General features: G+C 66.2%; 27 protein-coding genes and 3 pseudogenes. 22 read left to right on the top strand and 8 right to left on the bottom strand.

Annotated features, from left to right (window positions below):
• Window positions 1-179 precede the first annotated feature (179 nt).
• Window positions 180-1,766, top strand: a complete 1,587-nt coding sequence (locus Atep_RS11280) for a J domain-containing protein (protein ID WP_213378613.1) — start codon at window positions 180-182, stop codon at window positions 1,764-1,766.
• 21 nt (window positions 1,767-1,787) lie between these two features.
• On the opposite strand, the gene Atep_RS11275 is transcribed toward Atep_RS11280, so the two are convergent.
• The gene (locus tag Atep_RS11275) at window positions 1,788-2,096 is read right to left on the bottom strand and encodes a hypothetical protein (RefSeq protein ID WP_213378612.1); all 309 of its coding nucleotides are present in this window, start codon (window positions 2,094-2,096) and stop codon (window positions 1,788-1,790) included.
• Window positions 2,097-2,222: 126 nt separating this feature from the next.
• Complete coding sequence (locus tag Atep_RS16710; protein ID WP_236786156.1) at window positions 2,223-2,672, bottom strand: CNNM domain-containing protein; 450 nt, start codon at window positions 2,670-2,672, stop codon at window positions 2,223-2,225.
• Window positions 2,673-2,820: 148 nt separating this feature from the next.
• Here Atep_RS16710 and Atep_RS11265 point away from each other — a divergent pair, with 148 nt between their 5' ends.
• Window positions 2,821-3,219, top strand: coding sequence for a cobalamin biosynthesis protein (locus Atep_RS11265; RefSeq protein ID WP_213378611.1), 399 nt, complete (start codon window positions 2,821-2,823; stop codon window positions 3,217-3,219).
• Here the strand turns inward: Atep_RS11265 and Atep_RS11260 are convergent.
• The 4 genes and pseudogenes from Atep_RS11260 to Atep_RS17165 all read right to left on the bottom strand — a co-directional run.
• Window positions 3,210-3,992 carry a nuclease-related domain-containing protein gene (locus Atep_RS11260; RefSeq protein WP_213378610.1) on the bottom strand — a complete coding sequence of 261 codons (783 nt, stop codon included), beginning with the start codon at window positions 3,990-3,992 and terminating at the stop codon, window positions 3,210-3,212. The two genes, Atep_RS11265 and Atep_RS11260, sit on opposite strands and share 10 nt — an antisense overlap.
• The gene (locus Atep_RS11255) at window positions 3,992-4,813 is read right to left on the bottom strand and encodes a phosphodiester glycosidase family protein (RefSeq protein WP_213378609.1); all 822 of its coding nucleotides are present in this window, start codon (window positions 4,811-4,813) and stop codon (window positions 3,992-3,994) included. The genes Atep_RS11260 and Atep_RS11255 overlap by 1 nt, the downstream gene beginning before the upstream one ends.
• A gap of 14 nt (window positions 4,814-4,827) precedes the next feature.
• Window positions 4,828-5,355, bottom strand: a pseudogene (locus Atep_RS11250) (tetratricopeptide repeat protein); the annotation flags it as partial.
• Between the two features lie 92 nt (window positions 5,356-5,447).
• Window positions 5,448-5,657: pseudogene (locus Atep_RS17165) on the bottom strand (winged helix-turn-helix domain-containing protein); the annotation flags it as partial.
• 233 nt (window positions 5,658-5,890) lie between these two features.
• On the opposite strand from Atep_RS17165, the gene Atep_RS11240 reads away from it, so the two are divergent.
• The 10 genes and pseudogenes from Atep_RS11240 to Atep_RS11190 all read left to right on the top strand — a co-directional run bounded on the left by Atep_RS11240 (window position 5,891) and on the right by Atep_RS11190 (window position 14,724).
• Window positions 5,891-6,913, top strand: coding sequence for an AAA family ATPase (locus Atep_RS11240; protein WP_213378606.1), 1,023 nt, complete (start codon window positions 5,891-5,893; stop codon window positions 6,911-6,913).
• Window positions 6,914-6,926: 13 nt separating this feature from the next.
• Window positions 6,927-7,877 (top strand): DUF58 domain-containing protein, encoded by a 951-nt coding sequence (locus tag Atep_RS11235; RefSeq protein WP_213378605.1) that lies wholly within the window; start codon window positions 6,927-6,929, stop codon window positions 7,875-7,877.
• A 51-nt stretch (window positions 7,878-7,928) separates the two neighbouring features.
• Window positions 7,929-8,231 (top strand): hypothetical protein, encoded by a 303-nt coding sequence (locus Atep_RS11230; protein WP_213378604.1) that lies wholly within the window; start codon window positions 7,929-7,931, stop codon window positions 8,229-8,231.
• Window positions 8,231-8,677, top strand: coding sequence for a type II toxin-antitoxin system VapC family toxin (locus Atep_RS11225; RefSeq protein WP_213378603.1), 447 nt, complete (start codon window positions 8,231-8,233; stop codon window positions 8,675-8,677). Before Atep_RS11230 ends, Atep_RS11225 begins: the two co-directional genes overlap by 1 nt.
• Window positions 8,678-9,163, top strand: a complete 486-nt coding sequence (locus Atep_RS11220) for a DUF4381 domain-containing protein (protein WP_213378602.1) — start codon at window positions 8,678-8,680, stop codon at window positions 9,161-9,163.
• Window positions 9,164-9,358: 195 nt separating this feature from the next.
• Window positions 9,359-9,559 (top strand): annotated as a pseudogene (locus Atep_RS11210) (BrnT family toxin); the annotation flags it as partial.
• Between the two features lie 13 nt (window positions 9,560-9,572).
• Window positions 9,573-9,857 carry a BrnA antitoxin family protein gene (locus tag Atep_RS11205; RefSeq protein ID WP_213378600.1) on the top strand — a complete coding sequence of 95 codons (285 nt, stop codon included), beginning with the start codon at window positions 9,573-9,575 and terminating at the stop codon, window positions 9,855-9,857.
• 31 nt (window positions 9,858-9,888) lie between these two features.
• Entirely contained in the window at window positions 9,889-10,911 is a 1,023-nt protein-coding gene (locus Atep_RS11200) for a VWA domain-containing protein (RefSeq protein ID WP_213378599.1), read from the top strand.
• 10 nt (window positions 10,912-10,921) lie between these two features.
• Complete coding sequence (locus tag Atep_RS11195) at window positions 10,922-12,874, top strand: VWA domain-containing protein (RefSeq protein WP_213378598.1); 1,953 nt, start codon at window positions 10,922-10,924, stop codon at window positions 12,872-12,874.
• Window positions 12,874-14,724, top strand: coding sequence for a BatD family protein (locus tag Atep_RS11190; protein WP_213378597.1), 1,851 nt, complete (start codon window positions 12,874-12,876; stop codon window positions 14,722-14,724). The genes Atep_RS11195 and Atep_RS11190 overlap by 1 nt, the downstream gene beginning before the upstream one ends.
• Here the strand turns inward: Atep_RS11190 and folK are convergent.
• Window positions 14,709-15,221, bottom strand: a complete 513-nt coding sequence (folK, locus tag Atep_RS11185; protein WP_213378596.1) for a 2-amino-4-hydroxy-6-hydroxymethyldihydropteridine diphosphokinase — start codon at window positions 15,219-15,221, stop codon at window positions 14,709-14,711. The two genes, Atep_RS11190 and folK, sit on opposite strands and share 16 nt — an antisense overlap.
• A 64-nt stretch (window positions 15,222-15,285) precedes the next feature.
• The gene (gene iscB / locus Atep_RS11180) at window positions 15,286-16,635 is read right to left on the bottom strand and encodes an RNA-guided endonuclease IscB (protein WP_213378595.1); all 1,350 of its coding nucleotides are present in this window, start codon (window positions 16,633-16,635) and stop codon (window positions 15,286-15,288) included.
• Between the two features lie 152 nt (window positions 16,636-16,787).
• Here iscB and Atep_RS11175 point away from each other — a divergent pair, with 152 nt between their 5' ends.
• From Atep_RS11175 to pabC, 10 genes are all read left to right on the top strand, one after another.
• On the top strand, window positions 16,788-17,426 hold the full coding sequence (locus tag Atep_RS11175; RefSeq protein WP_213378594.1) for a response regulator transcription factor: 639 nt from the start codon (window positions 16,788-16,790) through the stop codon (window positions 17,424-17,426).
• Between the two features lie 390 nt (window positions 17,427-17,816).
• Window positions 17,817-18,377: a YceD family protein gene (locus Atep_RS11170; RefSeq protein ID WP_213378593.1), complete on the top strand. Its 561-nt coding sequence runs from the start codon at window positions 17,817-17,819 to the stop codon at window positions 18,375-18,377.
• Between the two features lie 62 nt (window positions 18,378-18,439).
• Window positions 18,440-18,616: a 50S ribosomal protein L32 gene (gene rpmF / locus Atep_RS11165; RefSeq protein ID WP_155450439.1), complete on the top strand. Its 177-nt coding sequence runs from the start codon at window positions 18,440-18,442 to the stop codon at window positions 18,614-18,616.
• On the top strand, window positions 18,616-19,701 hold the full coding sequence (plsX, locus tag Atep_RS11160; protein ID WP_272876285.1) for a phosphate acyltransferase PlsX: 1,086 nt from the start codon (window positions 18,616-18,618) through the stop codon (window positions 19,699-19,701). Before rpmF ends, plsX begins: the two co-directional genes overlap by 1 nt.
• A complete protein-coding gene (locus Atep_RS11155; RefSeq protein WP_213378592.1) occupies window positions 19,701-20,657 on the top strand; it encodes a beta-ketoacyl-ACP synthase III in 957 nt (318 codons plus the stop codon). The genes plsX and Atep_RS11155 overlap by 1 nt, the downstream gene beginning before the upstream one ends.
• Before the next feature lie 68 nt (window positions 20,658-20,725).
• Entirely contained in the window at window positions 20,726-21,670 is a 945-nt protein-coding gene (fabD, locus tag Atep_RS11150) for an ACP S-malonyltransferase (RefSeq protein ID WP_213378591.1), read from the top strand.
• On the top strand, window positions 21,663-22,403 hold the full coding sequence (gene fabG / locus Atep_RS11145; protein ID WP_213378590.1) for a 3-oxoacyl-ACP reductase FabG: 741 nt from the start codon (window positions 21,663-21,665) through the stop codon (window positions 22,401-22,403). The genes fabD and fabG overlap by 8 nt, the downstream gene beginning before the upstream one ends.
• A 552-nt stretch (window positions 22,404-22,955) precedes the next feature.
• Window positions 22,956-23,192 carry an acyl carrier protein gene (acpP, locus tag Atep_RS11140; RefSeq protein WP_176975865.1) on the top strand — a complete coding sequence of 79 codons (237 nt, stop codon included), beginning with the start codon at window positions 22,956-22,958 and terminating at the stop codon, window positions 23,190-23,192.
• 111 nt (window positions 23,193-23,303) lie between these two features.
• Window positions 23,304-24,542, top strand: coding sequence for a beta-ketoacyl-ACP synthase II (fabF, locus tag Atep_RS11135; protein WP_213378589.1), 1,239 nt, complete (start codon window positions 23,304-23,306; stop codon window positions 24,540-24,542).
• Between the two features lie 55 nt (window positions 24,543-24,597).
• Window positions 24,598-25,446 carry an aminodeoxychorismate lyase gene (gene pabC, locus Atep_RS11130; protein ID WP_236786154.1) on the top strand — a complete coding sequence of 283 codons (849 nt, stop codon included), beginning with the start codon at window positions 24,598-24,600 and terminating at the stop codon, window positions 25,444-25,446.

Raw genomic sequence — 25,446 nt, 5'->3', positions numbered from 1 at the left:
ATCACCTCGCGCAATGAATAGCGGATGGGCGCATCGGCCGGATGACGAAGGAAGCGACGTGTCTCACCGGTCATGGTTTACCCCGATCCCGTCTCGATGAAGCCTAACACAACACGCCTCCTCAGCCCTCAGGGCGAGGAGCCACGGATTCCACTCACGCCACGCCCGCAGCCCGATCCATGAGCCTGTCCTGGACGCACCAGATCGCCAAAGCACTCGCCACCGGACGGCCGACCCTGGCCCTGGAGCTGCATCTCGACGCCCTGCTCGTCTGGCTGAGCAATCCGGACAACCCGCGCGTGGCCGAACTGGAACGCGCCATCGGGCGGCAGCGGCTCGCACGCGATCAGGCCGGCGCGAGCGCCTATCGTCTGCTCGACCGGCAGCTCTTCGCCGACGAGGCCCCGCCTTCGCCCGCGACCCTGGGGTTCGTGCCCGGCACTGCCGCCACGCAGGCCAAGCAGCGCTATCGTCGGCTGATACAGGTCTATCACCCGGACCGGCATCCCGAGCGCACCGCCTGGGCGACCCGTCGCACCGAGCAGATCAACCGCGCCTTCGCCGCCTTCCAGCGCGGCGAGACCGGCGCGGCGCGCGCCGGCACCCGCAAGGAGCACGGACACCGAGACGCCGTAAAGCCATCCGGCCGGCGCCTGCCGCCGGCCTGGCTTCCGCCCGTACTCAGAGACCCGATCGCGCCGGTCTGGGTCTGGACGCACGATCGTTGGTCGGCACTCACACCGCTCCAGAAGCGACTGTTGAGCACGGCCGCCATCGCCGGCGTTCTGATGCTCTCGATCGCGCTCTGGCCCGAGGAGCCGCCCAGACCGGTTCCCAGGATCATCCATCATCCGCTTGGGATCGAGCCGATTCCCGCGTTCGTGGACGAACCTGCACCCGAGCCTGAGCCACAGCCACCAGAGATCGCCGCGACAGATCCGGCTCCAGAGGCAGAGGCACCACGGCCGGCCATCATTGCACCGACGAGCACGCCGGATGAGTCTCCAAGCGAGGCGCCGGTCGTCGCGTCCCAGGGAAACACCCTGCTCGACCTGGAGTCGAGCGTTGTGCCCGAGACAGCGGAGCACGATAGATCCGCGCAAGAGAGGCCGACTCAAGCGGCATCGGACCCAAGGCCGGACCCCGTGCCGGAGCCAAAAACGGATGCAGCGACTCCAGCGATCATCGGGTCATCGGATCTGCCGGCGGCTCCGCCCCTCACTGTGTCCCCGCCTGGAGCGCCCTCCTCGGCGTGGTCCGACCCCACGACATCGCTCACCCCACACGCCGACATCCCGGCGGCGGCCACACCCGAGCCGCCCGAACCACCGGCACCGCCCGAGACGCCTCCAGTATTGAGTACGGCTCCTGCCGTCTCGACCATCACACCCACCGGCACACCGCTCGCCAATGACTGCCAGGCCGCACCCGAGATCCTGAGCCGTTTCCGGAGCGCCTATCAGTCCGGCGCGCTCGATCGGCTGATGGCGCTCTACAGCCCGCTGGCCAAGGAGAACGAGCTGGCGACCCGGTTCGCCATCCGCCAGACCTATGCCGAGTGGTTCCGTACCACCTCGTCCCGGCGCATCGGCTTCGAGCAGATCCAGGTCCGGCCCATCGCCGACAGCCGGCGCTGCGCCCTCATGGCCGTGTTCCAGGTCAGCTATCTCGACCGGCAATCGCGTCTGGTGACACAGGCCGGGATCATCGAGCTGCTGCTGGAAAGCAAGGACTCGGACTGGCTCATACTCAGGGCGCGCTATTGATCGTGCTCCCTGAGACGGCGTTCAAGCATAGTCATCGACGCCCTGGAAGGATTGCAGATCATCGCGTCGCTCCAGGCGTTGGGTCGCTTCGTAGGCCGCCACGGCGCGCCGTGCATAACCATCGCCGGCCATCACCCTGACCGGGGCGCTGTAGGGGCGTCGATACTGAGTAGACTCCTCGGTGCGTTCGGCCCGCGTCACCGGGCGTTCTGTCAGCGCATCGGCGTCGGTCCTGGCGGCCGGCGGGGGTACGACCGGCAGCGTCCGCTCCCAAGATGACTCGGAAACGATGGCATGGGACAGCGAAACCGGTGAACCGAGGATCTGCATCGGGAACCGTGGTCAACACTGAGGCACGTCGGTGAATGGACGGGATCACCGTCAAATGGAGATCCGGCCGGATCTTCAACAGTGTAGACCGCCCGCGCGCGTCGACAAACCCGAGGGCATGAGGCGCTACGGCTTGGGGTTTCTCGCGCAAGACTGATGAATGATCGTCAGACGTCCAATGAGCGCCGGGTCACGATCACCTGACGTACACCGCGCCCGATCAGTCCCGTGACCTCGATATGCACGGTGCCGACGATGTGGTCGAGATCGTCCTGATAGACCGGATAGCGCGTGTGACGATGGCGTTGTAGGATCTCGCGCAGACGCGCGTCGCCACATGCCCAGCCCCAGGCTGGCGAAGGTGATGCCCAGTTGCGCCGTGGCCACGTAGCGGTCGAGTCGGGCCGGATCGTCGAGCGTGTGCAGGAGACGCCGCGCCAGCCGGTCGCCGCCCTCGGCAAGCGCCGCCGGCACCGCGCGCGGGGCGCCGATGATGGCGAACTCGGCGGCCACGAACAGTCCGTTGAGCGCGACCGGGATCAGGATCACCGCCAGCATCGGGATGAACTCAAGCATCCGCACCCTCCTCGGGGGTTTCAAGATCGAGTCGGGACTGTCGGGGTCGTCCGAGTCCTCGGAGGCCATCGGTGTTTCACATGTATTGGTCGGATTCATAGGCGCGGCAGTTTAACCGACGTGCTCAAAGAGGCGTAAAGCAGAGCCAATGGATGAATGTATCGAGGTTGCCGTCGGCCTGGGCTTTCAGCGCGGCGTGGCGCTGGTCAGTCTGGAGCAGGCCATCGAGGCGGCACTGAACCCGCTCGGTGCGGTCGTGGTGGCCTGTCTGGCCAGCCACGCGCGCAAATCCGATGAACCCGCCTTGCTGGAGCTGGCGCGCAGACGCGGCTGGCCGTTGCGGTTCTATCCGGCCGAGGTGCTGGCCGGGGTCGAGGTTCCGACGCCCTCCGGGCGCGTGGTCGGCGAAGTCGGCACCCCGAGCGTCGCGGAAGCCGCCGTGCGGCTAGCCGCCGGTGGCGGTGAGCTACTCGTCGCGAAACAGGTCCATTACGGTGAGGACGGCAAAGGCGTGACGGTAGCCGTGGCGCGCCGATCTCAGCCTTGAGCGTCGAATCGCAGGGATTCGGGCCAGAGGCGCGTCAGCCACTCGATGAGCGCCGATCCGCTCGCGCCAGGGCCGACCTCCGTCAGGCTACTGGACGATTGCCAGAGTCCGAATGCCGATAACGCTGCCAAGACCAGGCAGACGCCAGCCGTCAACCGACGCCGATCCCAACCATGCTGCGCACACAGTCCGCGCCTGTGCGCACGACGGGCCTTGGCATCCTGTCTGATCGCCTGCAGTAACTCCTTCCAGGCACGGCGCAACCCGGACGACACTCGACCGCGACGCCAGGGCGCCAGATCGGCCTCCAGCGTCGCCAGTTGCGACACGCCCTCCGGCAGCCCGTTTGGAAAGCGCGCCGAATCCGTGAAGACCACCAGATCCAGGATCGGCACGCCGAGTCCCAGCGCCTCGACGGCCTTGAGATGGGCGTAGTTCTGACGGCACGGATTCTGGAACGTCCGACGATCCTGATCGCGCTGCTGCACCCAATGCCGGTCTTCGGGCGTGCCCGTGATGGTGCCGCGATAGTGCTTGGTTTCGACCACCAGCAGGCCCTTGGGCGTGAGGGCGATATGGTCGATCTGGGTCAGACCGCCGCGCGCAGTCGGCAGGATCACGTCATGGACGACCGCCGGGCACAGCCGCTCCAGAGCCGCCCCGACCAGACGCTCGCCATCCCGACCATACCCCTGAATGGCCCGCGCCCGCCGCCAGAGCGCCAGACCCAGCCCCGCCAGCGCGATCGGAATCAGCCAGAGCAGCGCCGCCATCAACGCGCCCGCACGCCTACGAGATTGCGCACCGGACGGCGCGAGCGCAGTTGGATCGGTTCCTGCCCGGCGCCGGGATCGAAGAGGAACCCGGTCGAGGTGCCGCCGTCGAGATTGAGCGCGCGCTCCACCGGCCAGGGCGCGAGCGCGCCGGGCGTGGCCAGTGCCTCGGCCAGTTCCGCCAGCGTCAGGCCATCGCGCGTGGCGCCCAGAATCCAGTGACGGCGCCAGTCGGTGGCGATGAAGGTACGGCGGCTGACATCGTTCGTCGAGAGTCCGCGCACCGCACGCCCCTGCTCGACCAGATAGGGGCCGGACTGCACCAGGGCGTCGATGCCTGGATGCGACTGAAAGCGCGCGCGTCGCTCCAGATGGATGCCGCGCGCGTCGCCATAGAGCACGCCGCTCAGGAGCTTGACCGTCTCGAAGCGGTTGAAGCGCTCGCCCTCGGCGATGACCAGCCCGAGCGGCTGACCGTCGGCATGGAAGAAGCCGCCATTGACCGCCGCCGACAGACCGGCCGCGCGCGTGCGCTCCGGCCAGGCCGAAGCCGGCGCCAGTTCCGGCCCCAGATCGAGCACGGCGAGCCGATAGCGGCGTGAGTCGAACAGCGCCAGATGGACTCTGACGGTGCGGCCCGTCGACGACTCCAGGGTGCGTTCACGATGGCTGATGGGGGCATCGGGCGCGGGCCAGGGTTCCCCGCCTGCCAGTGGGTGCCAGTCGGCGCGCGCGGAATCCTGAACGGTGCAGAACGCCAGCAAAAGCGTGAGGACGCCGAGCCGGACAGAGCGAGCGACGGGATTGATCGAAGCGGACATGGAACAGGACTCGATCATGCTAAACCTCGACTAGGCCGGGATGCGTAATTTTCCTCCTCCGGATTGAGCGTGGTTTTGGTCCAGAGTCGATCCGCGATGGCGCCGGGATCGGCATTGATGGTGTTGACAAAGTGCTTGACCCGTTGCACCAGTTCCTCGGCGGTGGCGTGACGGTGATGGTAGGTGACCTCCTCGCGCACCCGGCGCCGGAGCGCTTCCACCGGCATGAAGTCGGGGCTATAGCCGGGCAAGGGCTGGAGGGTGATGGACAGCTCCTGAGCCAGTTCGCGCACGGCCCCGGCGCGGTGATAGGAGGCCCCATCCCAGAACAGGATGATCTCGCCGCTGGGGTAGCGCTCGCGCAGACGGCGCAGCACCGTCAGGGTGTGCTCGGTGTTGGCGCGGGGGAAATCCCAGATCTCGACCTGGCCGTGGTTGTAGACATACAGCCCATAGAAACTGACTTTGGCCGACAACCCGGGGCGGTGGGAGCCGACCCACAGGCGCTCACCCGTCGGTGCCCAGCCATCGCCCAGAGCGGCGTCCTGATGATGTGGGCTTCATCCGGATAGATCATCAAGGGGGCCTGCGGCCCCAGGGTACGCTGGAGGATCTCTTGGAGGCGCTCGACGAAGGCTTCGCGCGCCGCCGTGGAGGCGCGATTGAGCAACGCCTTGGCTTTCTTCCACGAAAACCCCAGGCGCTTGAGTGCCCGACGCACCGTTTCGCGACTGACGCGGCGCTCGAACGTGCCCTCGATCCACTCCACCAGGCGTTTGAGGGTCCAGCGCGCCGGGGCCGTCAGCGGGTCAAAAAAGGGGAGACCCCGCCCGTGCGCACACACTCCAACGCCCTCGGGCCCTCGGCATTGTAGCGATGCACCCAGCGGATCAAGCCAACGGCGGCTCAGGTCACGTGGATAGCGTATCACAGAAATTACGCATCTCAGCCTGGACGTGGTTTAATAATCAGGAAAAATTTTAACGGCGCCGACCGGCGAAACCTGCAAACCTATAGACATCGGTCGACCATCCACGTCGGTCGGAGGCGTGTGAGATCTTTGCGAGGAGGCGAGCCTTGGAACAGAGCCCCAACCTGGACTTGAACAAGGGCGCGAACGCCCGGACGGACGACACAGCCGTTCTAGCCCAGCGTTTCGCGGCACTGCGTGATCAGGTCGGGCGCGCCATCCTCGGGCAGCACGGCCTGATCGAGCGATTGCTGATCGCGCTACTGGCCGACGGGCATCTGTTGGTCGAGGGCGCTCCTGGGCTGGCCAAGACCACGGCGGTCAAGCAGTTGGCGGCCGGTTTGGAGGGCGACTTCCACCGCATCCAGTTCACGCCCGACCTGCTGCCGGCCGATCTCACCGGCACCGAGATCTATCGCCCGCACGACGGCAGTTTCCGCTTCGATCGCGGTCCCATCTTCCATAATCTGCTGCTGGCCGACGAGGTCAACCGCGCCCCGGCCAAGGTGCAGTCGGCGTTGCTGGAGGCCATGGGCGAGCGTCAGGTCACGGTCGGGCGTGAGACCTATCCGCTACCCGAGCTCTTTCTGGTCATGGCCACCCAGAACCCGATCGAGCAGGAGGGCACCTATCCGCTGCCCGAAGCCCAGCTCGATCGCTTCCTGCTGCATGTGCGCGTCGATTACCCCGATCTGGAGACCGAGCGCGCCATCCTGCGGCTCAACCGCGATCAGGCACGGCGCGAGCCGGACGATGCGCCGAAACTGGTCCTGACCCAGGCTGAGGTCTTCGCGGCGCGGCGGGCGATCCTGGACCTCTATATGGCTCCCGAGGTCGAGGACTATCTGGTGCATCTGGTGATGGCCACGCGCCGCCCCGGCGCCTATGCGCGCGATCTCGACGGCTGGCTGCGGTTCGGCGCCAGTCCGCGCGCCACCATTGCGCTCGACCGCTGTGCGCGCGCCCGTGCCTGGCTGATGGGTCGCGATTTCGTCTCGCCCGAGGATATCCAGGCGCTCGCGCCCGATGTGCTGCGTCATCGGGTGCTGCTGTCGTATGAAGCCGAGGCCGAGGGGCGCTGTGCGGACGATTTCGTCACGGCGCTGCTGGCGCGCGTTCCGGCGCCCTGAGCGAGGCCGGGGCATGGCGGATTCGAACGACCGGGTTCAACCAGGCATCCGCGCTGATCTCAAGGAACTCATCGCGCTCCGCACCCAGGCGCGACGGCTGGATCTGGCCCCGCGCGGGCGGGTGCTGGCCACGCGCAGCGGCGGTCATCTGTCGCGCTTTCGCGGTCGCGGCATGGAGTTCGACGAGTCGCGCGTCTATCTGCCGGGCGACGATCCGCGCAACATGGACTGGCGCGTGACGGCGCGTGCCGGGACGCCGCATGTGAAGCTGTTTCGCGAAGAGCGTGAGCGTCCGGTGTGGCTGCTGGTCGATCAGGGGCCGTCGATGCGGTTCGGGACGCGCGTGGCCTTCAAATCCGTGATCGCGGCGCGGGTGGCGGCGCTGCTCGGCTGGGCGGCGGTGGATCGCGGCGATCGGGTCGGCGGGCTGGTATTCGACGAGGCAGGTCATCTGGAACGACGGCCCGCGGCGCGCGGCGCGGGTCTGCTGCCGTTGCTCGAACGTCTGGCTGAGCTGGTGGAGCCGGCGACGGGGGAGGGCGATTGTAAGTTAGCCGCCGCCGCGTCGCATCTGGCCGCTTTGGTACGTCCTGGGAGTCTGATCGCGATCGTCAGCGACTTCGCTGATCTGGATGAGCCGGATGGAACCTGGATCGCACGTCTGGTCTCGGGTAGCGAACTGCTGCTGGTGCTGATCCATGATCCGATCGAAGCCAGCGCGCCGCCCGCCGGCCGCTATCCGGTGCTGATGGGCGGGCGACGCGGAATCCTGGATCTGACCGGTGTCGGTTCGCGGACACGCTATCAGGCGGCGTTCGAGCAGCGGTTGGCGTTGCTCGAACGGCTGGCGCGGTTGCATGGCGCGCATTGGCTCAGGCTGTCGACCGTCGATCCGGTCGGCCCGGCCTTGGCGCTGGCGCTCGGTGCACGGCGGCGGCTGCCTGCAGCGAGGCGAGTGTCATGACGACCGATCCGCCGGCCGCGCTGTCGCGTCGATCAATCCTGGAGAGAGCTCATGAACCCTATGCGTATTATTTACGAAGATACACCGGATTCGATTCCGATCCCTGCAATGTTCCGTCACCGCAAGACTGAAATCATCGTTCGGCCCTTGGATGAGCCGGCAATGATTCACGCAAGGGATGAACCGATCGAGGCGTCGAGCATGGGCACGCCTCCCTCACCGGGAAACATCATGATGGCGCCGGCCGCTACGCTCGAGCTTCCCGATCTGGAGGAATTCCGCGCCACCCTACCGATACAAACAGTCAGCGCCGGCGATTTTTGTCGGGCCATGCGCGATCAGGATCGTTATTGATGCACTACGTCGATACCAGCGTCTTGATCGCCTATCTGGTGCCGGAGAAATATTCGGTTTTGGCTGATCTCTCGTTGCGAGATCCGGCGCATCGCCCCCTGGCGTTGAGCGCATGGACTGAAACCGAGCTGGTGTCGGCACTTGGGATCAAGTGTCGAACTGAGCAGGTCGAGGAAAGCGACAGGCGCAAGGCGCTGGAGCAATACGAGCGACTGCGCGATCATTTCGTCCATCTACCCGTGCTGCACGACGATTACCTGAGTGCCGCACGTTTGCTGCAAGACTGGCGACTGGGATTGCGGGCTGGAGATGCCTTGCATCTCGCCATTGCTCACCGTCATTCCTGTATCACACTGAGTCTGGATGAACGGCTGGTCAAAGCCGGCCGGCAGGCGGGGATCGCCGCCCTGTGCCTGCGCTCGGAGGATCCGGAAGAGGAACTCTGAATGCCAATGGCCGATCTGCGTGACTGGCATCTACCCGATCCGGTGTCCTGGTGGCCGCCGGCGCCGGGCTGGTGGCTGGTAGCGGCTGTGGTTCTGATCGCGCTGGCTCTGGTCGTGCGTCTTTGGTTGCGCCGGCGAGGCCGGACCTCGCTCCAGCGGGCCGCGCGGCGCGAACTCGAACAGATGGGGCGCGAGCTGGCGGCCGGCGGCGATCGGCGGCGTTATCTGGCCGAGCTGTCGCGTCTGTTGCGCCGTCTGGCGCTGGCGCGGTATCCACGCGCCCAAGTCGCGGGCTTGACCGGGGACGACTGGCTGGCCTTTTTGGATGCGACCGGCGGTGCCGGTGAGTTCAGCGACGGCGTCGGGCGCGTGCTGGTCGAGTCGGCCTATCGCCCCGCCGATCAGATGGACTTCAACCTTGAGCGACTCACGGCGCTGATCGGGCGGTGGATCGACAGCGCGGCTGATGTATCCTGGGATACTTGATTGTATTAACGATAAAAGTGCGTTTCGCCTGCATTGTTCATACAATTAACCTATGATCACTTAGGACGAACCAAAGCGCCGGATCAATCTTGCCAAGCACGGCTTGGACTTCGTCGGCGCTGAGGCGATTTTCGATGGTCCGATGTTCACGATCGAGGACGCGCGCGAGGACTACGGGTCGAATTCGAGCGGGCGGCGTCCGGTGCGTGCGAGTGTTTTCCGATCGAGGACGCGCGCGAGGACTACGGCGAGCAGCGGTTGAAAACGCTTGGCGTACTGAATGGGCGCGTGGTGGTGCTGGTGTGGACGGAACGGGAGGAAGGGCCGCACCTGATTTCGTTGCGATACGGTAACAAGCGTGAAACCCAAGACTTCTTCACATATCTTCAGTCCTGAAGAGATTCGGGCGATGATCGATGCGGCTCCTGAGATGGTGTCCTTCGATCCGGATTCTCCGCCGACGCGCCCAGACGATTGGAAGGAGGCGCTCTTCGTTCCGGGTGGCGGCTATCCGGCCGTCAAGGCCGCTCTGGAGCAGCGTCGACGCACGCGCGGTCCGCAGAAAACCCCGAAGAAGGTGCCGACCACCATCCGTTTCGATGCGGATGTACTCCAAGGGTTGCGCGCTACGGGTAAGGGCTGGCAGACGCGCGTCAATGAGGCGATGCGCGAATGGCTGGAGCGACGCGGCTAGGCCGCCTGTCGACGCTTCAAAATCGCAGACGATGATCACGCTCGCCTGGCCCTGGATCTTGTTGGCTCTGCCGCTCCCGTTGCTGGCACGCCGGCTGCCGCCCGCGCGTGACGAAGGCGGTGCGGCCCTGCGTTTTCCGATCCATGTCGGGCTTGGAACCGAGGCCGTCGGGCATCGATCCCGACCGTCCGAGCGGTACCGCCGACGCTTGCTGATCGGGCTGCTCGCCTGGGGATTGCTGGTGCTGGCGGCGGCGCGTCCGCAATGGGTCGGCGAGCCGATCCCGTTGCCGCTGGCCGGACGCGATCTGATGCTGGCGATCGATGTCTCGGGGAGTATGGAGCAGGAGGACTACGAACTCGACGGACGTCCGGTTTCGCGCATGGCCGTGGTACGGACGGTCGCCTCGGCCTTCGTCGAACGCCGCGTGGGCGACCGACTCGGGCTCATCCTCTTCGGCACCCGCGCCTATCTCCAGACGCCCCTGACCTTCGACGGCGCCACGGTCGCCGCCATGCTGCGCGATTCGGTCGTCGGGCTGGCCGGACGCGAGACGGCGATCGGCGACGCCATCGGCCTGGCGGTCAAGCGTCTGCGCGAGCAACCCGAGGGGCAGCGCGTCCTGATCCTCCTGACCGATGGGGACAACAATGCCGGTGCGCTCGATCCGCTGGAAGCGGCCGAACTGGCTGCTCAAGCCGGAGTGCGCATCTACACCATCGGCGTCGGCGGCGGCGAACTGGGCGTGCGCTCGCTGTTCGGAATGCGTCTGATGCGCCAGGCCGACGACTTCGACCCGACCACACTCAGACGCATCGCCGAAATCACGGGCGGACGCGCGTTCGTCGCCGGCAGTCGGCAGGAACTGGAAGCCATCTATGCCGAGCTGGACCGGCTGGAACCGAGCGAGCGCGAGCAGCGCACCTATCGCCCGCAACGCGCGCTCTTCGTCTGGCCCGCCGGTCTGGCGCTGATCCTGTCGGTCCTGCTGGTCGTCTTCTCTGAGGGAACCCGCGTCCGTCTTCCTCGGTCCATCGCTGACCGCACGACCTGACATCCCACTCATGCTGTTTCTGCGTCCACACTGGTTCCTGGCCCTGATCCCGCTCGTCTGGCTGCTGTGGCGGCTCCGGCGCCGTCGGACGGATGCCGATAGCTGGTCGGCACTCGTCGATCCGCACCTGCTGCCGCATCTGCTGGTCGGCGGAACCGAGCACGCGCGCCGCTGGCCGCTCGTCCTGCTCGGTGCGGGCTGGCTGATCCTGGTGATCGCGCTCGCCGGGCCGGTCTGGCGTCAGCTCCCGCAGCCGGTCTTCAGCCTGGACGCACGCTCGGTGATCCTGCTCGACCTCTCGCCGAGCCTGGACGCCGCCGATGTCTCGCCCTCGCGGCTGACACGCGCCCGATTCGAGACCCTGGATCTGCTCAAGGCCATGCACGAGGGACAGGTCGGCCTGATCGCCTTCGGTCCCGAACCCTTCCTGGTCTCGCCGCTGAGTGCCGATGCCAACACCATCGCCGCCCAGGTGCCGATGCTCGCGACCGATCTCATCCCCGTGCCCGGCGCGCGCCGTACCGATCGCGCGCTGGAGATGGCCGCCGGGATGCTGGAGCGCGCGGGCGGCGGTGCGGGACATGTGATTCTGATCACGGATGGCGTCGGAAATCCGGCCGGATCACTGGAGTCGGCGCGTCGTCTGGCCGATGCCGGACATCGGCTCTCGGTGCTGGCGGTCGGTACCCTGGAGGGCGCGCCCGTGCCGCGTCCGGGCGGCGGCTTCGAGCAGGATGACGCCGGCGCGCTCCGGATCGCCCGTCTGGAGCGCGACCGACTGCGCGAGCTGGCGCGGGCCGGCAACGGACTTTATCTGGAGGCCGGCGTGGGTGAGGCCGATACTCAGGCCCTGATCGCGGCCGCACCCCGACCCGAAACCACGATCGAGGCGTCATCCTTGACGGCGGACCGCTGGCGCGAGGAAGGCCCCTGGCTGATCCTGCTGTTGCTGCCGTTGGCGGCACTGGCCTTCCGGCGCGGCTGGCTGGTTCCGGCACTGGCGGCGGTGCTGCTGGTGCCGCCCGATCGGGCGCTGGCGTTCGACTGGGCCGATCTTTGGTGGAGTGCCGATCAACAGGGCGCGCGTGAACTGGCCGCAGGGCGTCCGGACTCAGCCGCCGAGCACTTCAGCGATCCCGCCTGGCGCGCGGCGGCGAGCTATCGTGCAGGTAAGTTCGAGCAGGCACTCGAAGCGCTCGCCGGACTCACTGGAGCCACGCCTGAGTACAATCGCGGCAATGCGCTCGCGCGTCTGGGTCGGCTGCAAGAGGCGGCGGCGGCCTATGAGCGCGTGCTCGAACAAGACCCTGACCATGCCGACGCGCGTCACAACCTGGAACTGGTGCGCCGGCTTCTCGACCAGTCGCCCCCCCGGAACGACCAGACGCAGAACGGCCAGTCTCAGGATGAACGATCCGGAGATGGCCAGGATTCCTCATCGACATCCGAGTCTTCGGAATCGGAGTCCGACTCCGACTCAACCGATACCTCGCCACCGGAAGCGTCCGAATCCGGCACTCAGCAAGCCGACGCCTCGAAGTCCGAGGCGGACGAATCCGGTGAGACGGAATCCAATGAACCTCAGGCGGCGAATCCGGATCGAGCGTCCGAACCTGACGCCGGTGCCGATTCCAGTCCAGATCAGGAGCAGGTCAAACAGCCAGGAAGGAAATCGGAAGCCGCTGAACCGTCACCGGAAGACATCGCGGTCGATGATCGGCCGGCGGATTCGGATTCGGATTCGAGCCGGCCGGTGAGTGCCGAGCCGACCGAAGCGGAGGCGGATGCGTCGCCGGATACCTCAAGCTCAGTACCGGAAGCTCTGGACGACCGCTCGCCTGAAGAACGCGAGCGCGAACAGGCCATGGAAGCCCGATTGCGTCAGGTACCGGACGACCCGGCCGGACTGCTGCGTCAGCGTTTTCTCCTGCAACATCTGCGTCGCGAGGGCCAATTACCGTGATGGCACAACGATACGGACGCGCGATCCTGCTTGTACTCCTGTGGCTGACGCTGTCGGCATCGGCCCAGGCGGCTGATTTGAGCGTTCAGGTGGACCGTCAGCGCCTGGAACTGGGCGAGGTGCTGGAACTGCGGCTCGTCGCCGAGGGCGACCTGGACGCCGAGCCGGATTTCACGCCCCTGGAGCCGGACTTCGACATCCTGCGACGGGGTCAGAGCCAGATGACCAGCATCATCAACGGACGCATCTCGCACAGCCGCCAGTGGAGCCTGCAACTGGCACCCAGGCGCGCGGGCCGTCTGACCATCCCCGCCATCCAGGCCGGCAGCGACACTAGCCGACCGCTGAGCATCGAGGTCATCGAGCCGGGCAGAGCCACGGCCCGATCCGGTCAGACGGATCAGTCCGGCCCCAGGGTGCTCTTCGTCGAGTCCGAGGTCGAGACCACTACGCCCTATGTCCTGCAACCCATCGAATACCGGATCAAGGTCTATTATCGTCAGCCGCCGCAGCGCGCCGTCCTCTCAGAACCCGAGGTCGAGGGTTCGACCGTGCAGCGTCTGGGCGAGGACCGCGCCTATGACGAGACGCGCGATGGCCAGGTCTATCGCGTTATCGAACGACGCTACCGACTGACACCCCAGCGCAGCGGACCGATCACCGTCCAGTCGCCGCGTCTGGAAGCCATGCTGGAGGATCCGCGCCAGGGCGCACGTCAGGATCCCTTCGCCGAGCTGGATCAAGCCTTCGGTGGACGGCTCTTCCAAGGCTTCCCGACGATGCCGGGCGTCACCCATCCGGGGCGGCGCGTGGTCGAGCGCGCGCGCGACATAGAACTCCAGGTCCGCCCCCAACCGCCGTCACACGCAGGCACGAACTGGCTGCCCGCCACCTCGCTCCAGCTCACCGACGAGTGGACACCCAGTCCGCCGGTCTTCCAGGTCGGCGAGCCGATCACCCGTACCCTCACCATCACCGCCGAGGGGACGGCGGCGGCGCAACTGCCGGATCTCGCCCTGGGCGCGCTCGACGGCGTCCAGGTCTATCCCGACCAGCCGCGCGGTGAGGATCTGACCAATGGCCCATCGCCGGCTGCGATCAAGACACTCAAGTTCGCGCTCGTCCCGACACGCCCCGGCACCCTGACCCTCCCCGAGATCCGGCTCGACTGGTGGGATACACGCACGGATCGGGCGCGGGTCGCCGTGATACCGGCGCGAACCGTCGAGGTCGCGCCCGCGCCTGACAGTACATCCGGCGCGAGCGAGCCGATGGCTGGTGCCGCAGCACCGACTCAAGCGACCCAGCCGGAATCGGACTCAATGCCCGAGTCCAAACCAAGCCCGACGTCCGAGTTCGACCGAGGTCGGGGATTCTGGCTTTGGCCGGCGCTGATCGTCCTGCTTGTCGGCGGCTGGGGAGCGACGCTCTATCTCTGGCAGCGCGAGCGCCGTGCCCGGACAGCCGCCGGCCGACCAACCGATGCCGGCATCCGGGGCGCTCCATCCGCACCGCCGCCGACACCTCCCGGACTCGACCCGGCACGCCGCGCCTTCCGCGCCGCCTGTCTCGCCCGAGATCCACGCGCCGCCCGTGCTGCCATCATCGACTGGGCACACGCCCGTTGGCCGGATCGAAACCCGACCGGACTGGAGGCCGTCGCCACCGGCTTCGACGACCCCGAGGTTCACACCATCCTGCGCACCATCGACCGCGCCATCTATGCTCCACCCAGCGAGACCTGGGACGGCGAGACGGCCTGGAAGCGTCTGGAACCGTATCTCGGCGCGACTCGTTCGAGCACCTCGGATCGCGAATCGCCGATTCCCGACCTCTATCCGCGAACCTGATCGCGATCCGGAATCCGCTCGATGATTTGCCGGTAAAGGATCTCGTCGGTCAGCCCGGCGATCGGACGTCCGCGCTCGGGATGCACGATCTCGGGCGCGATCTCCACCAGGGGAATCAGCATAAAATCACGTAGCAGCAACCCCGGATGCGGCAGCCGTAGCTCCGCTGTGTCCTCGATCCGTTCGCCATACAGCAGGATGTCGAGATCCAGCGTGCGCGGCCCATTGACCTGAGCGCGCACCCGCCCGAGCCGCGTCTCGATCCTCTGGGTCGCGTCCAGTAGCACTGAGGGCGTCAGCCGTGTCCGAACCTCGACCACCAGATTGATGAACTCCGCCTGCGCTTCCAGCCCCCAGGGATGAGTGCGATACCAGGACGAAACCGCCCCGAGCCGGGTCGACTCGATCCCATTCAGCGCCTCCAGACCCAGCGCGATGTGACGCTCCGGCTCGATGTTCGAGCCGATGGCGATGAAGGCGCGCGTCTCCCGATTCATCAGCATTGCGCGAGAAACCCCGTCCTTCAGGGCGGGGAGGGATAGCGCGCGGCGCGTAGCGCCGTCAAGCCGCCCGTCTCGCTTCCTCCGTCTGTGGTTTGGGTTGAAATGAATAACCATAGCCGTCGGCACGCTGAAGGAGACGGCAATGGCGGTAGGAGATCCCCTGGACGGTTCCGCCCTGGGTTTGGATGTTGAACGATCCGGTTCGGCGCACCGCCACACGCCCGACATGCACGCCGGCCTTCTTGCCTTTGGGCACCTCGGCGCGCACCCAATCGCCGGTCTGGAAGCCGTGGACGCGCTTTTCACGGGTGAGATAGCCGCGCGGGAAGCCGTTGCCGGATGTGTGGGTGCGGCTGTAGGCCCCGCGTCCGGTGGCGCGGATGGCCAGGACCGGGCGGTTCCAGTCCCGTAGCTGATCGACGGCGCCGACACAGGCGGCATCGAGGGCATGGGTCTTGGGGATGTCCAGGCGCGTGCGATTGAACTTGGTGCGTCCGCCCGAGCCGGTTTCGACCGCCAGACCCGTAGCTTTGAGCGCCGCGAACAGCGCCCAGCGCGTGGCATTGACGGCGGCGGCATCCCTGAGCGGGGCTTTGGCTTGGGTCCGTATCCGGTGCAGGAGCGCCGGTTGGCGTTGCAGAAAGTCCTCGATGGACCGGTTCCCCTTGCGCTGATTGCAGGCGCGGCAGGCAAGCGTCAGGTTCGAGATTCGATCCGAGCCGCCCCGGCTCTTGGGTATGATGTGCTCGATCTCCAGCGGCACGTGCGTCGCGCCGCAATAGGCACAGGTGCGGTTCCATTTCTCCAGCAGGTATTCACGCACTTCGTAACCGGCCAATTCGCCCTGTTGGTATTCGACCCCGCGGATCTCCGGGTTCTGCATGGCCTGAGTGTCGAACCGCACCAGTTCTTGACTGAGGGCGCTGATCGGGGCGATCCGGCACAGGCGCCGTACCCAGTTGACGGTGGTGTCGAGCCGATGCTGTAACGACGGCGGCAGCCGGCCCTCACGGCGAGTGCGGTTCAGGAAGCGCGGCGCCCGGTAGCGGGTCTTGCGAGCGCGCCGGGCGCGCCGGTACTGACGCCGAAGCGTCAGGGCGTCCCGGATCTGGTGGCCGCGATGCGCCAGTTCCCCAAACCACAGCCCATGTTCGAGTCGCTCAACGGCACCTGTGTCCGGATCACAGGTCTCGGATTCGCGCACCAGGGCCGGCCCGGTCACGCGACTGCCCGGATCCAGCTTCAGGCGCAGCGGTTGAACCGCTCCGCCGAGCCGATCCTTCAGGCGAATGGTGAACGGGGCCGGACGCACCACCACGGCGCGTCCGCGCTCCAGTAACAGTCGCGCGCGTTTCTCCGTGCACGGCATCAGCGGACGTTTCTGTTTGTCGAGTACGAATACGGCCATTTTTCGGGTCGCCCGCATCTGTGTCAGCCGACGCGAACCGATCGGCGGTCGTTTTACAAACGAAACCAACATGCTATACGTAGTTCTACCTAAAAGCGGTTTTGGAGAGTTCTGACGGATGTGTGCTGTTGCTCTGGACCGGGCTTTGGACCATGACTGAAGCCCAAACCGTCTTTCTGGTGGACGACGATCAGGGAATGCGCGACTCGCTGACGCTGATCCTGGAACTGGCCGGTTACCCGGTACGCAGTTTCCCCACGCCCGCCGCCTTTCTCGCCGACTTCGCGCCCGATGCGCGCGGCTGTCTGGTGCTCGACCAGCGCATGCCGGACATGACCGGGCTGGATCTGCAAAGCGAGCTGCTGGAACGCGGTGCCCTGCTGCCGATCATCTTTCTCTCGGCCTTCGGCGACGTACCGACCACGGTGCGCGCCATCCAGGGCGGCGCGATCGATTTCCTCGAAAAGCCGGCCAGCACTGAGCGTTTGTTGCAGCGCATCGAGGATGCCTTCGCCGAGGACCGCCGCCGGCGCGAGGAGGCCGCGACCGAACACGACATCCTCGAACGTTTCCGGCAGTTGACCCCGCGCGAGCACGAGGTTCTGACCCTGACCACGCGCGGCCTGACCAACAAGGACATCGCGCGTCAGCTCGGCATCAGCCCGCGCACCGTCGAGAACCACCGCGCGCGCATGATGGAGAAGATGGGCGCCGCCAACCTGGCCGAACTGTGCCGGATGTCGGCCGTCTGTCAGGCCAGTGCCGCGCGCTCGACTACGAACGGCGCCTGACCACGGAGTGTTCGCCGTCAACTGAGTGATCCTACGGATAGCTCCTTCCGGGCGCCTCGTCTATTCTAATTTCTCAATGCAGGCGATTGAAATTACCGATCATCGATCGCCAGGCTCGCGGACAAAGAGAAGAAGACGAGGAGCTGCCTCGGCCGGGTCCGCCCGACCGCAGGCCCGACACACGAAATCGCGCCCCACGGCGCCCGCCGTCCGAAACTGGATCTCCAGGCCGGCACCGTGACAGAGCGCGTTCATCCACTCACATACCCCCGGCTTCTCGGTCGACTGAGGTCCGCCGAGAGGCCGGGGGAGTTTTTTTGTGGGCGTCCCGATTTCAACTGTCGTCGTCGATTGACGCGGGTCTTGGCCATCGGTTAGGCTTGCACGCTTATGTCGACCGTCCTGCCTGATCATATCGACCCCTGGCGCGCCGCCAAGAACGGCCTGTCGTTCGCGGGTGAGTTGACCTTGACGCGCTTTCCCAGACTGCTGGAGGTCGGGAGTTTCGACGAGGGCGAGACACCGGCGCCGGTCACGTATCGACTCGACTTCGGACGCGACGCACAGCGGGGGCCGGTCCTCGAAGGCTGGGCGCGGGTGCGGTTGCGCCTGCTCTGTCAGCGCTGTCTGAGCGACTTTTGGCTCGATCTGGACGCGCCTCTGGCGCTGCGTCTGGTGCGGGTCGAACCGAACACCAGGGCGTCCGAGAACGATAACGGTTATGAGACGCTGGTGGTGACGGACGACAGTCTCGATCCGTTCGAGCTCATCGAAGACGAGCTCCTGCTCGCAATCCCGCCGTTTCCCCGGCATCCGGTCGGCGAGTGCCGGGCACCCGAGCCGGCGAGCGGCGACGGGAGCCCGGTGTCCGAACCGGATCGCCCGTCCGCCGAGGAGCCGGAGCGAGCGCCCAACCCATTCGCCGTCCTCGAACGCCTGAAGCAACAATAGATTTTTGACACACGACCGGGAGGCGGCCGGGTTCCGCGCACCTCCCACACTGGAGAGTACCAATGGCCGTCCAACAGAATCGCAAGACCCCTTCCAAGCGCGGCATGCGCCGTTCGCACGATGCCCTGACCAAGCCGACCCTGTCGGTCGATCCGACCAGCGGCGAGACCCATCGCCGTCATCACATCACGGCCGACGGGTTCTATCGCGGCCGCAAGGTTCTGGATCGGGCCGAGTGATGTCGGCGCCGGGCCGCTTCAGCGTCGTGCAATCCAGGGACGAGCGCTCCGGCGCCGCGAAACCCCGTTGCACGATCGCCCTGGACGCCATGGGCGGGGATCACGGCCCCCAGGTCGTGGTTCCGGCGGCCCTGCGCTATCTGGCCGACAATCCGCACGTCGATCTGATCCTGGTCGGCGATGAGGCGCGCATCATCTCGCTGCTCGGCGACGCTTCACGCGACCGGCTGCGCATCCGTCATACGACTCAGGAAGTCGGGATGGACGAGTCGCCGTCCAAGGCGCTGCGCGGCAAGAAAGATTCCTCGATGCGGGTGGCCATCGATCTGGTCAAGGACGGCGAGGCTCAAGCCTGTGTCAGTGCCGGCAACACCGGCGCCCTCATGGCCACGGCGCGTTTCGTGCTCAAGACCCTGCCGCACATCGACCGGCCGGCCATCTGCACCGCCGTGCCCTCGCTCCACGGGCATACTCACATGCTCGATCTCGGCGCCAACGTCGACTGCACCGCCGAGCATCTGTTCCAGTTCGCCGTCATGGGCAGCGAGCTGGTCTCGGCCGTCGACGGCATCGAACGTCCCAAGGTCGCGCTGCTCAACATCGGGCAGGAAGAGATCAAGGGCAACGAGCAGGTCAAGCAGGCCCACGAATGGCTGGCACGCAGTAACCTCAACTATGTCGGCTATGTCGAGGGCAACGGCATCTATCTCGACGATCTCGACGTCGTGGTCAGCGACGGCTTCGTCGGCAACGTCGCGCTCAAGAGCAGCGAGGGCGTGGCCAAGTTCATCGGTCAGTCGCTGTCGGCGCAGTTCAAGCGCAACCTGCTGACCCGTCTGGCCGGTCTGATTGCATTGCCGATCCTCAAGAAGTTCCGCCGCGACATGGACCCGCGCCGCTACAACGGAGCGAGTCTGCTGGGTCTGCGCGGCATCGTGGTCAAGAGTCACGGCGGGGCCGACGAGATCGCCTTCGAGAACGCGATCTATATCGCCGAGAAGGAGATCCACGCCAACATCCCGCAACGCATCGGCGATCAAGTCGGGCGTCATCTCGACACTGAACAGTACAGGGAATCGGCCTGATGAAGTTCTCCCGCATCCTCGGGACCGGGGGCTATCTGCCCAGCCGGGTCATGACCAACGCCGATCTGGAAGCGATCGTCGATACCACGGATAGCTGGATTCGTGAACGCACCGGCATCGAGAAGCGTCATCTGGCGTCCGAGGGCGAGAGTTGCTGCGATCTGGCCGAGATCGCCTCACGCCGGGCGCTGGAGGCCGCCGGTCTCGATCCGGCCGATCTGGATCTGATCCTGGTCGCGACCACCACGCCCGATCAATTCTTTCCGAGCACCGCCTGTCTGCTCCAGCAGCGGCTGGACGTGCATGGTTGTCCGGCCTTCGATCTCCAGGCGGTCTGCGCCGGCTTCGTCTATGCGATGGACGTGGCCGACAAATACATCCGTACCGGCGCGGCCCGGCATGTGCTGGTCGTCGGCGCCGAGACCATCTCGCGACTCCTCGACTGGAACGATCGCACCACCTGCGTGCTGTTCGGCGATGGCGCGGGCGCCGTGGTGCTGGGCGCGGCCGACGAGCCGGGCATCATCTCGACCCATATCCACGCCGATGGTGCCTACAAGGATCTGCTCCAGGTTCCGGGCGGTCACGGCAACGGTCGGCCCGATCTGGCGGCGCTGGAGATGCGCGGCAACGAGGTGTTCCGGTTCGCCGTCACCACGCTCGGGCGCATCGTCGACGAGACCCTGGAAGCCAACGGGATGACCAAGGACGACATCGACTGGCTGATCCCGCATCAGGCCAACATCCGCATCATCCAGGCCACGGCGCGCAAGCTCGACCTACCGATGGAGCGCGTGATCGTGACCGTCGCCGAGCATGGCAATACGTCATCGGCCTCGATTCCGCTGGCCTTCGATCAGGCGGTGCGCGATGGGCGCATCCGGCGCGGCGAGACGCTGCTGATGGAAGCCTTCGGCGGCGGGTTCACTTGGGGCTCGGTGCTCGTTCGCTATTGATTCCACCTTGAGCCGAGCGCAGACGCGCGGCTCGTGACCATCGACCACTGAACGATTCTGCAAGGCCCATGACGCAACAACTCGCTGTCTTCTTTCCCGGTCAGGGTTCGCAAGCGGTCGGCATGCTCGACGCGCTCGCCGAGTCCCATCCGAGTGTCAAGCACACCTTCGAGGAAGCCTCGGACGCGCTCGGGCGCGATCTCTGGTCGCTGGTCGGTCAGGGTCCGAAGGAGGATCTGGATCGCACCGAGAACACTCAGCCGGCGATGCTCGCCGCCGGTGTCGCCGTGTGGCGCGTCTGGCAGCAGTCGGGCGGGCGTCCGGCGACCATGATGGCCGGGCACAGTCTCGGCGAGTACGCGGCACTGGTCGCGGCGGGTGCGCTGGGCTTTGCCGACGGTATCCGGCTCGCCGCCGATCGTGCGCGCTTCATGCAGGAGGCCGTGCCGGCGGGTGAGGGCGCCATGGCCGCCGTGCTCGGACTGGAGGATGCGCAGGTCGTGGCCCTCTGTGCCGAACAGGCCCAGGGTGAAGTGCTGTCCGCCGTCAATTTCAACTCGCCCGGTCAGGTCGTGATCGCCGGTTCGGCGGCCGCCGTCGCGCGTGCCATCGATGCGGCCAAGGCGGCTGGGGCCAAGCGTGCGCTACCGCTACCGGTGAGCGTGCCCTCGCACTGCGCTCTGATGCGCCCGGCGGCTGACCGGCTGGCCGAGCGGCTGGCCGATGTGGCGCTGGCCGTGCCGGGCGTGCCTGTGATTCATAACGTCAACGTCGCTCCGGCCGAGGACGTCGAGTCGCTGCGCCGCCTGCTGGTCGAGCAGCTCTACAGCCCGGTGCGCTGGGTCGAGACGGTCGCCTCGGTGGCTGCGCAGGGCGTGACGACCGCACTCGAATGCGGTCCGGGCAAGGTGCTGACCGGGTTGAACAAACGCATCGCTGACAATCTGACGACGCTGCCGGTCTTCGATCCGAAGACGCTGGAGGCGGCACTGGAGGCAACCTCGAATGCTTAAGGGTGAAATCGCGCTGGTCACCGGCGCTTCGCGTGGAATCGGACGCGCCATCGCCATGGCGCTGGCCGAACAGGGTGCGGCTGTCGTCGGCACCGCGACCACCGAATCCGGTGCTCAGGCCATCGAACAGGCGCTGACCGATGCCGGCTATCAGGGCATGGGACTGGTGCTGAACGTCTCGGACTCGGCTTCCGTCGAGGCGGCTCTCGCTCAGATCACCGAGCGTCTCGGCGCACCGAGCATCCTGGTCAACAACGCCGGCATCACCCGCGACAACCTGCTGATGCGCATGAAGGACGAGGAGTGGGACGCGGTCATCGACACCAACCTGACCTCGCTCTACCGGCTCTCCAAGGGCTGTCTGCGTGCCATGACCAAGGCGCGCAAGGGCCGCATCATCAACATCGCCTCGGTCGTCGGGTCCATGGGCAACGCCGGTCAGACCAACTATGCCGCCGCCAAGGCCGGCATGATGGGCTTCACCAAGTCGCTGGCGCGTGAGGTCGGCTCGCGCGGGATCACGGTCAACTGTGTCGCGCCCGGTTTCATCGACACCGACATGACCAAGGAACTGCCCGAAGCGCACCGCCAGACCCTGCTCGGCGCCATCCCGCTCGGGCGGCTCGGCCGGCCGGAAGAGATCGCCGGCGCCGTGGTCTTCCTGGCCTCGCCGGGCGGCGCTTACATCACCGGCGAGACCCTGCATGTCAACGGCGGCATGCACATGGCGTGAGGTTTTATCGGCGTTTTTCTGTTATTCGTTGCAAAACAAGACGTTGAATGCCGAGAATCGATGAAGATCTCGGCTTTCATCGCATCTGGTTTATCACTAGAATACGCCGTGGCCCAGTGGGGCCGATTTTTGTCATTCGAGAGGAATCAATCCTGTCAACTACCCCGGCCTGAAGGCCGGAGCTTGTGAGAACAAGCTGGGTTGACCAGCCTCAACCCGCCTGACCAGGACGGTCGAAAGGGGCTACGTGCGCAACAGGTCGCTAAGACCCACTCCGGGATGCTTCCTCAGTCCCGGACCCTGGAAGGTCGGGATCATGCAGGCGCAAGGTAAAACGCCGAAGGTTCCGATCGCCGCCGCGAGGCGGGAGCCGGTTGCACACATTGGCGAGGGGAGCGTGTCGCGTCGTGAGACGCCGCACCGTCACCAGGCCCTTACGGGCAGAGCCTCACGGCCCGGCAGGTGGAAAGCCCGCACCAATTTCGATGGCTGCGAGGTCGCAGCCGCTATCCCTCCCCGCCCTGAAGGACGGGGTTTCTCGCGGAGAAACTTATGAGCAGCGTTGAAGACCGAGTTCGCAAAATAGTGGTGGACCAGTTGGGCGTGAAGGAAGAAGAAGTCACCCCAGAGGCGTCCTTCGTCGACGATCTGGGAGCGGACTCGCTCGACACCGTGGAACTGGTCATGGCCCTCGAGGAGGAGTTCGAGACCGAGATTCCGGACGAAGACGCCGAGAAGATCACCACGGTCCAACAGGCCATCGACTACATCAACGCGCACCAGGCCTGAGATCGGGCCGAGCGGATAGATTTCACGCCAGGCGCCAGGCTTCGGCCTTGACACGAGGGCGCGGCATGGGCTCGTCGAACGTGGCGTTCTGAACGACGATAGAGGTAAGTGATGGCAGGCAGAAGGGTAGTAGTCACCGGATTGGGCCTCGTGGCACCGGTTGGTCTGGACGTCAAGTCCGCGTGGGACAACATCCTCGCCGGAAAGAGCGGCATCAAACCGATCACCCATTTCGATATCGCCCCGTTCAGTACCCGCTTCGGCGGTCCGATCTATGGCTTCGATCCGAGTCCCTATGTCTCGGAAAAAGACGCCAAGAAGATGGACAAGTTCATCCATTACGGCTTGGCGGCCGGCTGTCAGGCCATCGCCGATTCCGGACTGGAGATCAACGAGTCCAACTGTCGGCGCATCGGCGTGGCCATCGGTTCCGGTATCGGCGGCATCACCGGCATCGAGAACAACTACGAGGTCTATCGCGAGAAGGGGCCGCGTCGTATCTCGCCCTTCTTCGTGCCCGCCAACATCGTCAACATGGTGGCCGGCAATCTCTCGATCAAGTTCGGCCTCAAGGGCCCCAATTATTCGATCGTCTCGGCCTGCGCGACCGGCACGCACAACATCGGCGAGGCGGCGATCATGATCCGTCACGGCTATGTCGACGTGATGCTGGCCGGTGGTGCCGAGATGGCGACCTCGCCGGTCGGTCTCGGTGGCTTCGCCGCCGCGCGTGCCCTCTCGACCCGTAACGACGACCCCGAGGCCGCCAGTCGCCCCTTCGACAAGGATCGTGACGGCTTCGTGCTCAGCGACGGCGCCGGTGTCGTGGTACTCGAAGAGTACGAACACGCCAAGGCGCGCGGCGCGACCATCTATGCCGAGCTGGTCGGCGTCGGCATGAACTCCGACGCCTATCACATGACCGCGCCCTCCGAGGACGGCATGGGCGCAGCCGAGTGCATGCACCTCGCGCTGAACGACGCTGGGCTGAACGCCGAGCAGGTCCAGTACATCAACGCGCACGGCACCTCGACGCCCGCCGGCGACGTGGCCGAGACGCGCGCCGTCAAGCGTGCCTTCGGCGATCACGCCTACAAGCTCGCGGTCAGCTCGACCAAGTCCATGACCGGGCACATGCTGGGCGCGGCCGGCGGCGCGGAGGCCATCTTCACCATCCTGGCCATCCGTGATCAGGTCGCGCCGCCGACCATCAACTATCACACGCCGGACCCGGACTGCGATCTGGATTGCGTGCCCAACACCGCGCGTCAAATGACGATCGATGTCGCGCTCTCCAACTCGTTCGGCTTCGGCGGAACCAACGGGACGCTGATCTTCCGGCGTCTCTGATCCGGTCTCCGTCCGGAGACAGGACCAGGGTAGCGGTCGGGCAGGACGCATGGCTATGACGCCAGGAATCGGCGCCCCGTCTCGGATCCTGATCGATGGCCGGCCCGGTGATCGGATCCCGGTCCTCGACCGGGCGCTGCACTACGGGGATGGTCTGTTCGAGACCATCCGCCTCGCCGCCGGCTATCCCTGTCAGTGGCAGCGCCACATGGACCGGCTGATCCTGGGCGCGGAGCGTCTCGGCATCGACATGCCGGATACCACGCTGCTCGCCGCCGAGGCGGCCGAAGTGACCTGGGGACAGCGCGAGGGCATCCTCAAGCTGATCCTGTCACGCGGTGAGGGCGGACGCGGCTATGCGCCGCCGGTGCCGGCTTCGCCCCGGCGTCTGTTCCTGACCTATCCCTTGCCGTCCGCTCAGGGACGCGACCGGCGTCAGGGCGTGGTCGTGCGCTACTGTCAGACACCCGTGTCGATCAATCCGGTGCTCGCCGGTATCAAGCATCTCAACCGTCTGGACGCGGTCCTGGCGCGCGCCGAGTGGAACGATCCGGCCATCGCCGAGGGGCTCATGTTCGAGTCGACCGGCGAACTGGTCAGCGGCACCATGACCAATGTCTTCCTGTGGGATGGTCGTTGCCTGATGACGCCGCCGGTCGATCGCGGCGGCATCGCCGGTACCGTGCGCGGTCTGACGCTGGAACTCGCGGCGCGTCTGGGGATCGATTGTCTGGTCACGCGCCTCGATCGTGCCGCGCTCGATCAGGCGCGCGGACTCTTTCTGACCAACTCGATCATCGGCGTCTGGCCCGTGCGCGAACTGGGCCGACGCCGGTTCGATTCGGCGCAACTTCCTTGGGATCTGCTCGATCGACTGTATCGGGCCGCCTGTACGCCGGGGTGA

The organism is Allochromatium tepidum, from assembly GCF_018409545.1.
In the GTDB taxonomy this organism is placed as follows: domain Bacteria; phylum Pseudomonadota; class Gammaproteobacteria; order Chromatiales; family Chromatiaceae; genus Thermochromatium; species Thermochromatium tepidum_A.
This window is presented reverse-complemented; position numbering and strand designations above follow the sequence as displayed.

Coding starts and splice junctions, on each gene's coding strand:
- Atep_RS11280 (WP_213378613.1), top strand. CDS start 180: ATGAGCCTGTCCTGGACGCACCAGATCGCCAAAGCACTCGCCACCGGA.
- Atep_RS11275 (WP_213378612.1), bottom strand. CDS start 2,096: ATGCAGATCCTCGGTTCACCGGTTTCGCTGTCCCATGCCATCGTTTCC.
- Atep_RS16710 (WP_236786156.1), bottom strand. CDS start 2,672: ATGCTTGAGTTCATCCCGATGCTGGCGGTGATCCTGATCCCGGTCGCG.
- Atep_RS11265 (WP_213378611.1), top strand. CDS start 2,821: ATGGATGAATGTATCGAGGTTGCCGTCGGCCTGGGCTTTCAGCGCGGC.
- Atep_RS11260 (WP_213378610.1), bottom strand. CDS start 3,992: ATGGCGGCGCTGCTCTGGCTGATTCCGATCGCGCTGGCGGGGCTGGGT.
- Atep_RS11255 (WP_213378609.1), bottom strand. CDS start 4,813: ATGTCCGCTTCGATCAATCCCGTCGCTCGCTCTGTCCGGCTCGGCGTC.
- Atep_RS11235 (WP_213378605.1), top strand. CDS start 6,927: ATGGCGGATTCGAACGACCGGGTTCAACCAGGCATCCGCGCTGATCTC.
- Atep_RS11230 (WP_213378604.1), top strand. CDS start 7,929: ATGAACCCTATGCGTATTATTTACGAAGATACACCGGATTCGATTCCG.
- Atep_RS11225 (WP_213378603.1), top strand. CDS start 8,231: ATGCACTACGTCGATACCAGCGTCTTGATCGCCTATCTGGTGCCGGAG.
- Atep_RS11220 (WP_213378602.1), top strand. CDS start 8,678: ATGCCAATGGCCGATCTGCGTGACTGGCATCTACCCGATCCGGTGTCC.
- Atep_RS11205 (WP_213378600.1), top strand. CDS start 9,573: ATGATCGATGCGGCTCCTGAGATGGTGTCCTTCGATCCGGATTCTCCG.
- Atep_RS11200 (WP_213378599.1), top strand. CDS start 9,889: ATGATCACGCTCGCCTGGCCCTGGATCTTGTTGGCTCTGCCGCTCCCG.
- Atep_RS11195 (WP_213378598.1), top strand. CDS start 10,922: ATGCTGTTTCTGCGTCCACACTGGTTCCTGGCCCTGATCCCGCTCGTC.
- Atep_RS11190 (WP_213378597.1), top strand. CDS start 12,874: ATGGCACAACGATACGGACGCGCGATCCTGCTTGTACTCCTGTGGCTG.
- folK (WP_213378596.1), bottom strand. CDS start 15,221: ATGAATCGGGAGACGCGCGCCTTCATCGCCATCGGCTCGAACATCGAG.
- iscB (WP_213378595.1), bottom strand. CDS start 16,635: ATGGCCGTATTCGTACTCGACAAACAGAAACGTCCGCTGATGCCGTGC.
- Atep_RS11175 (WP_213378594.1), top strand. CDS start 16,788: ATGACTGAAGCCCAAACCGTCTTTCTGGTGGACGACGATCAGGGAATG.
- Atep_RS11170 (WP_213378593.1), top strand. CDS start 17,817: ATGTCGACCGTCCTGCCTGATCATATCGACCCCTGGCGCGCCGCCAAG.
- rpmF (WP_155450439.1), top strand. CDS start 18,440: ATGGCCGTCCAACAGAATCGCAAGACCCCTTCCAAGCGCGGCATGCGC.
- plsX (WP_272876285.1), top strand. CDS start 18,616: ATGTCGGCGCCGGGCCGCTTCAGCGTCGTGCAATCCAGGGACGAGCGC.
- Atep_RS11155 (WP_213378592.1), top strand. CDS start 19,701: ATGAAGTTCTCCCGCATCCTCGGGACCGGGGGCTATCTGCCCAGCCGG.
- fabD (WP_213378591.1), top strand. CDS start 20,726: ATGACGCAACAACTCGCTGTCTTCTTTCCCGGTCAGGGTTCGCAAGCG.
- fabG (WP_213378590.1), top strand. CDS start 21,663: ATGCTTAAGGGTGAAATCGCGCTGGTCACCGGCGCTTCGCGTGGAATC.
- acpP (WP_176975865.1), top strand. CDS start 22,956: ATGAGCAGCGTTGAAGACCGAGTTCGCAAAATAGTGGTGGACCAGTTG.
- fabF (WP_213378589.1), top strand. CDS start 23,304: ATGGCAGGCAGAAGGGTAGTAGTCACCGGATTGGGCCTCGTGGCACCG.
- pabC (WP_236786154.1), top strand. CDS start 24,598: ATGACGCCAGGAATCGGCGCCCCGTCTCGGATCCTGATCGATGGCCGG.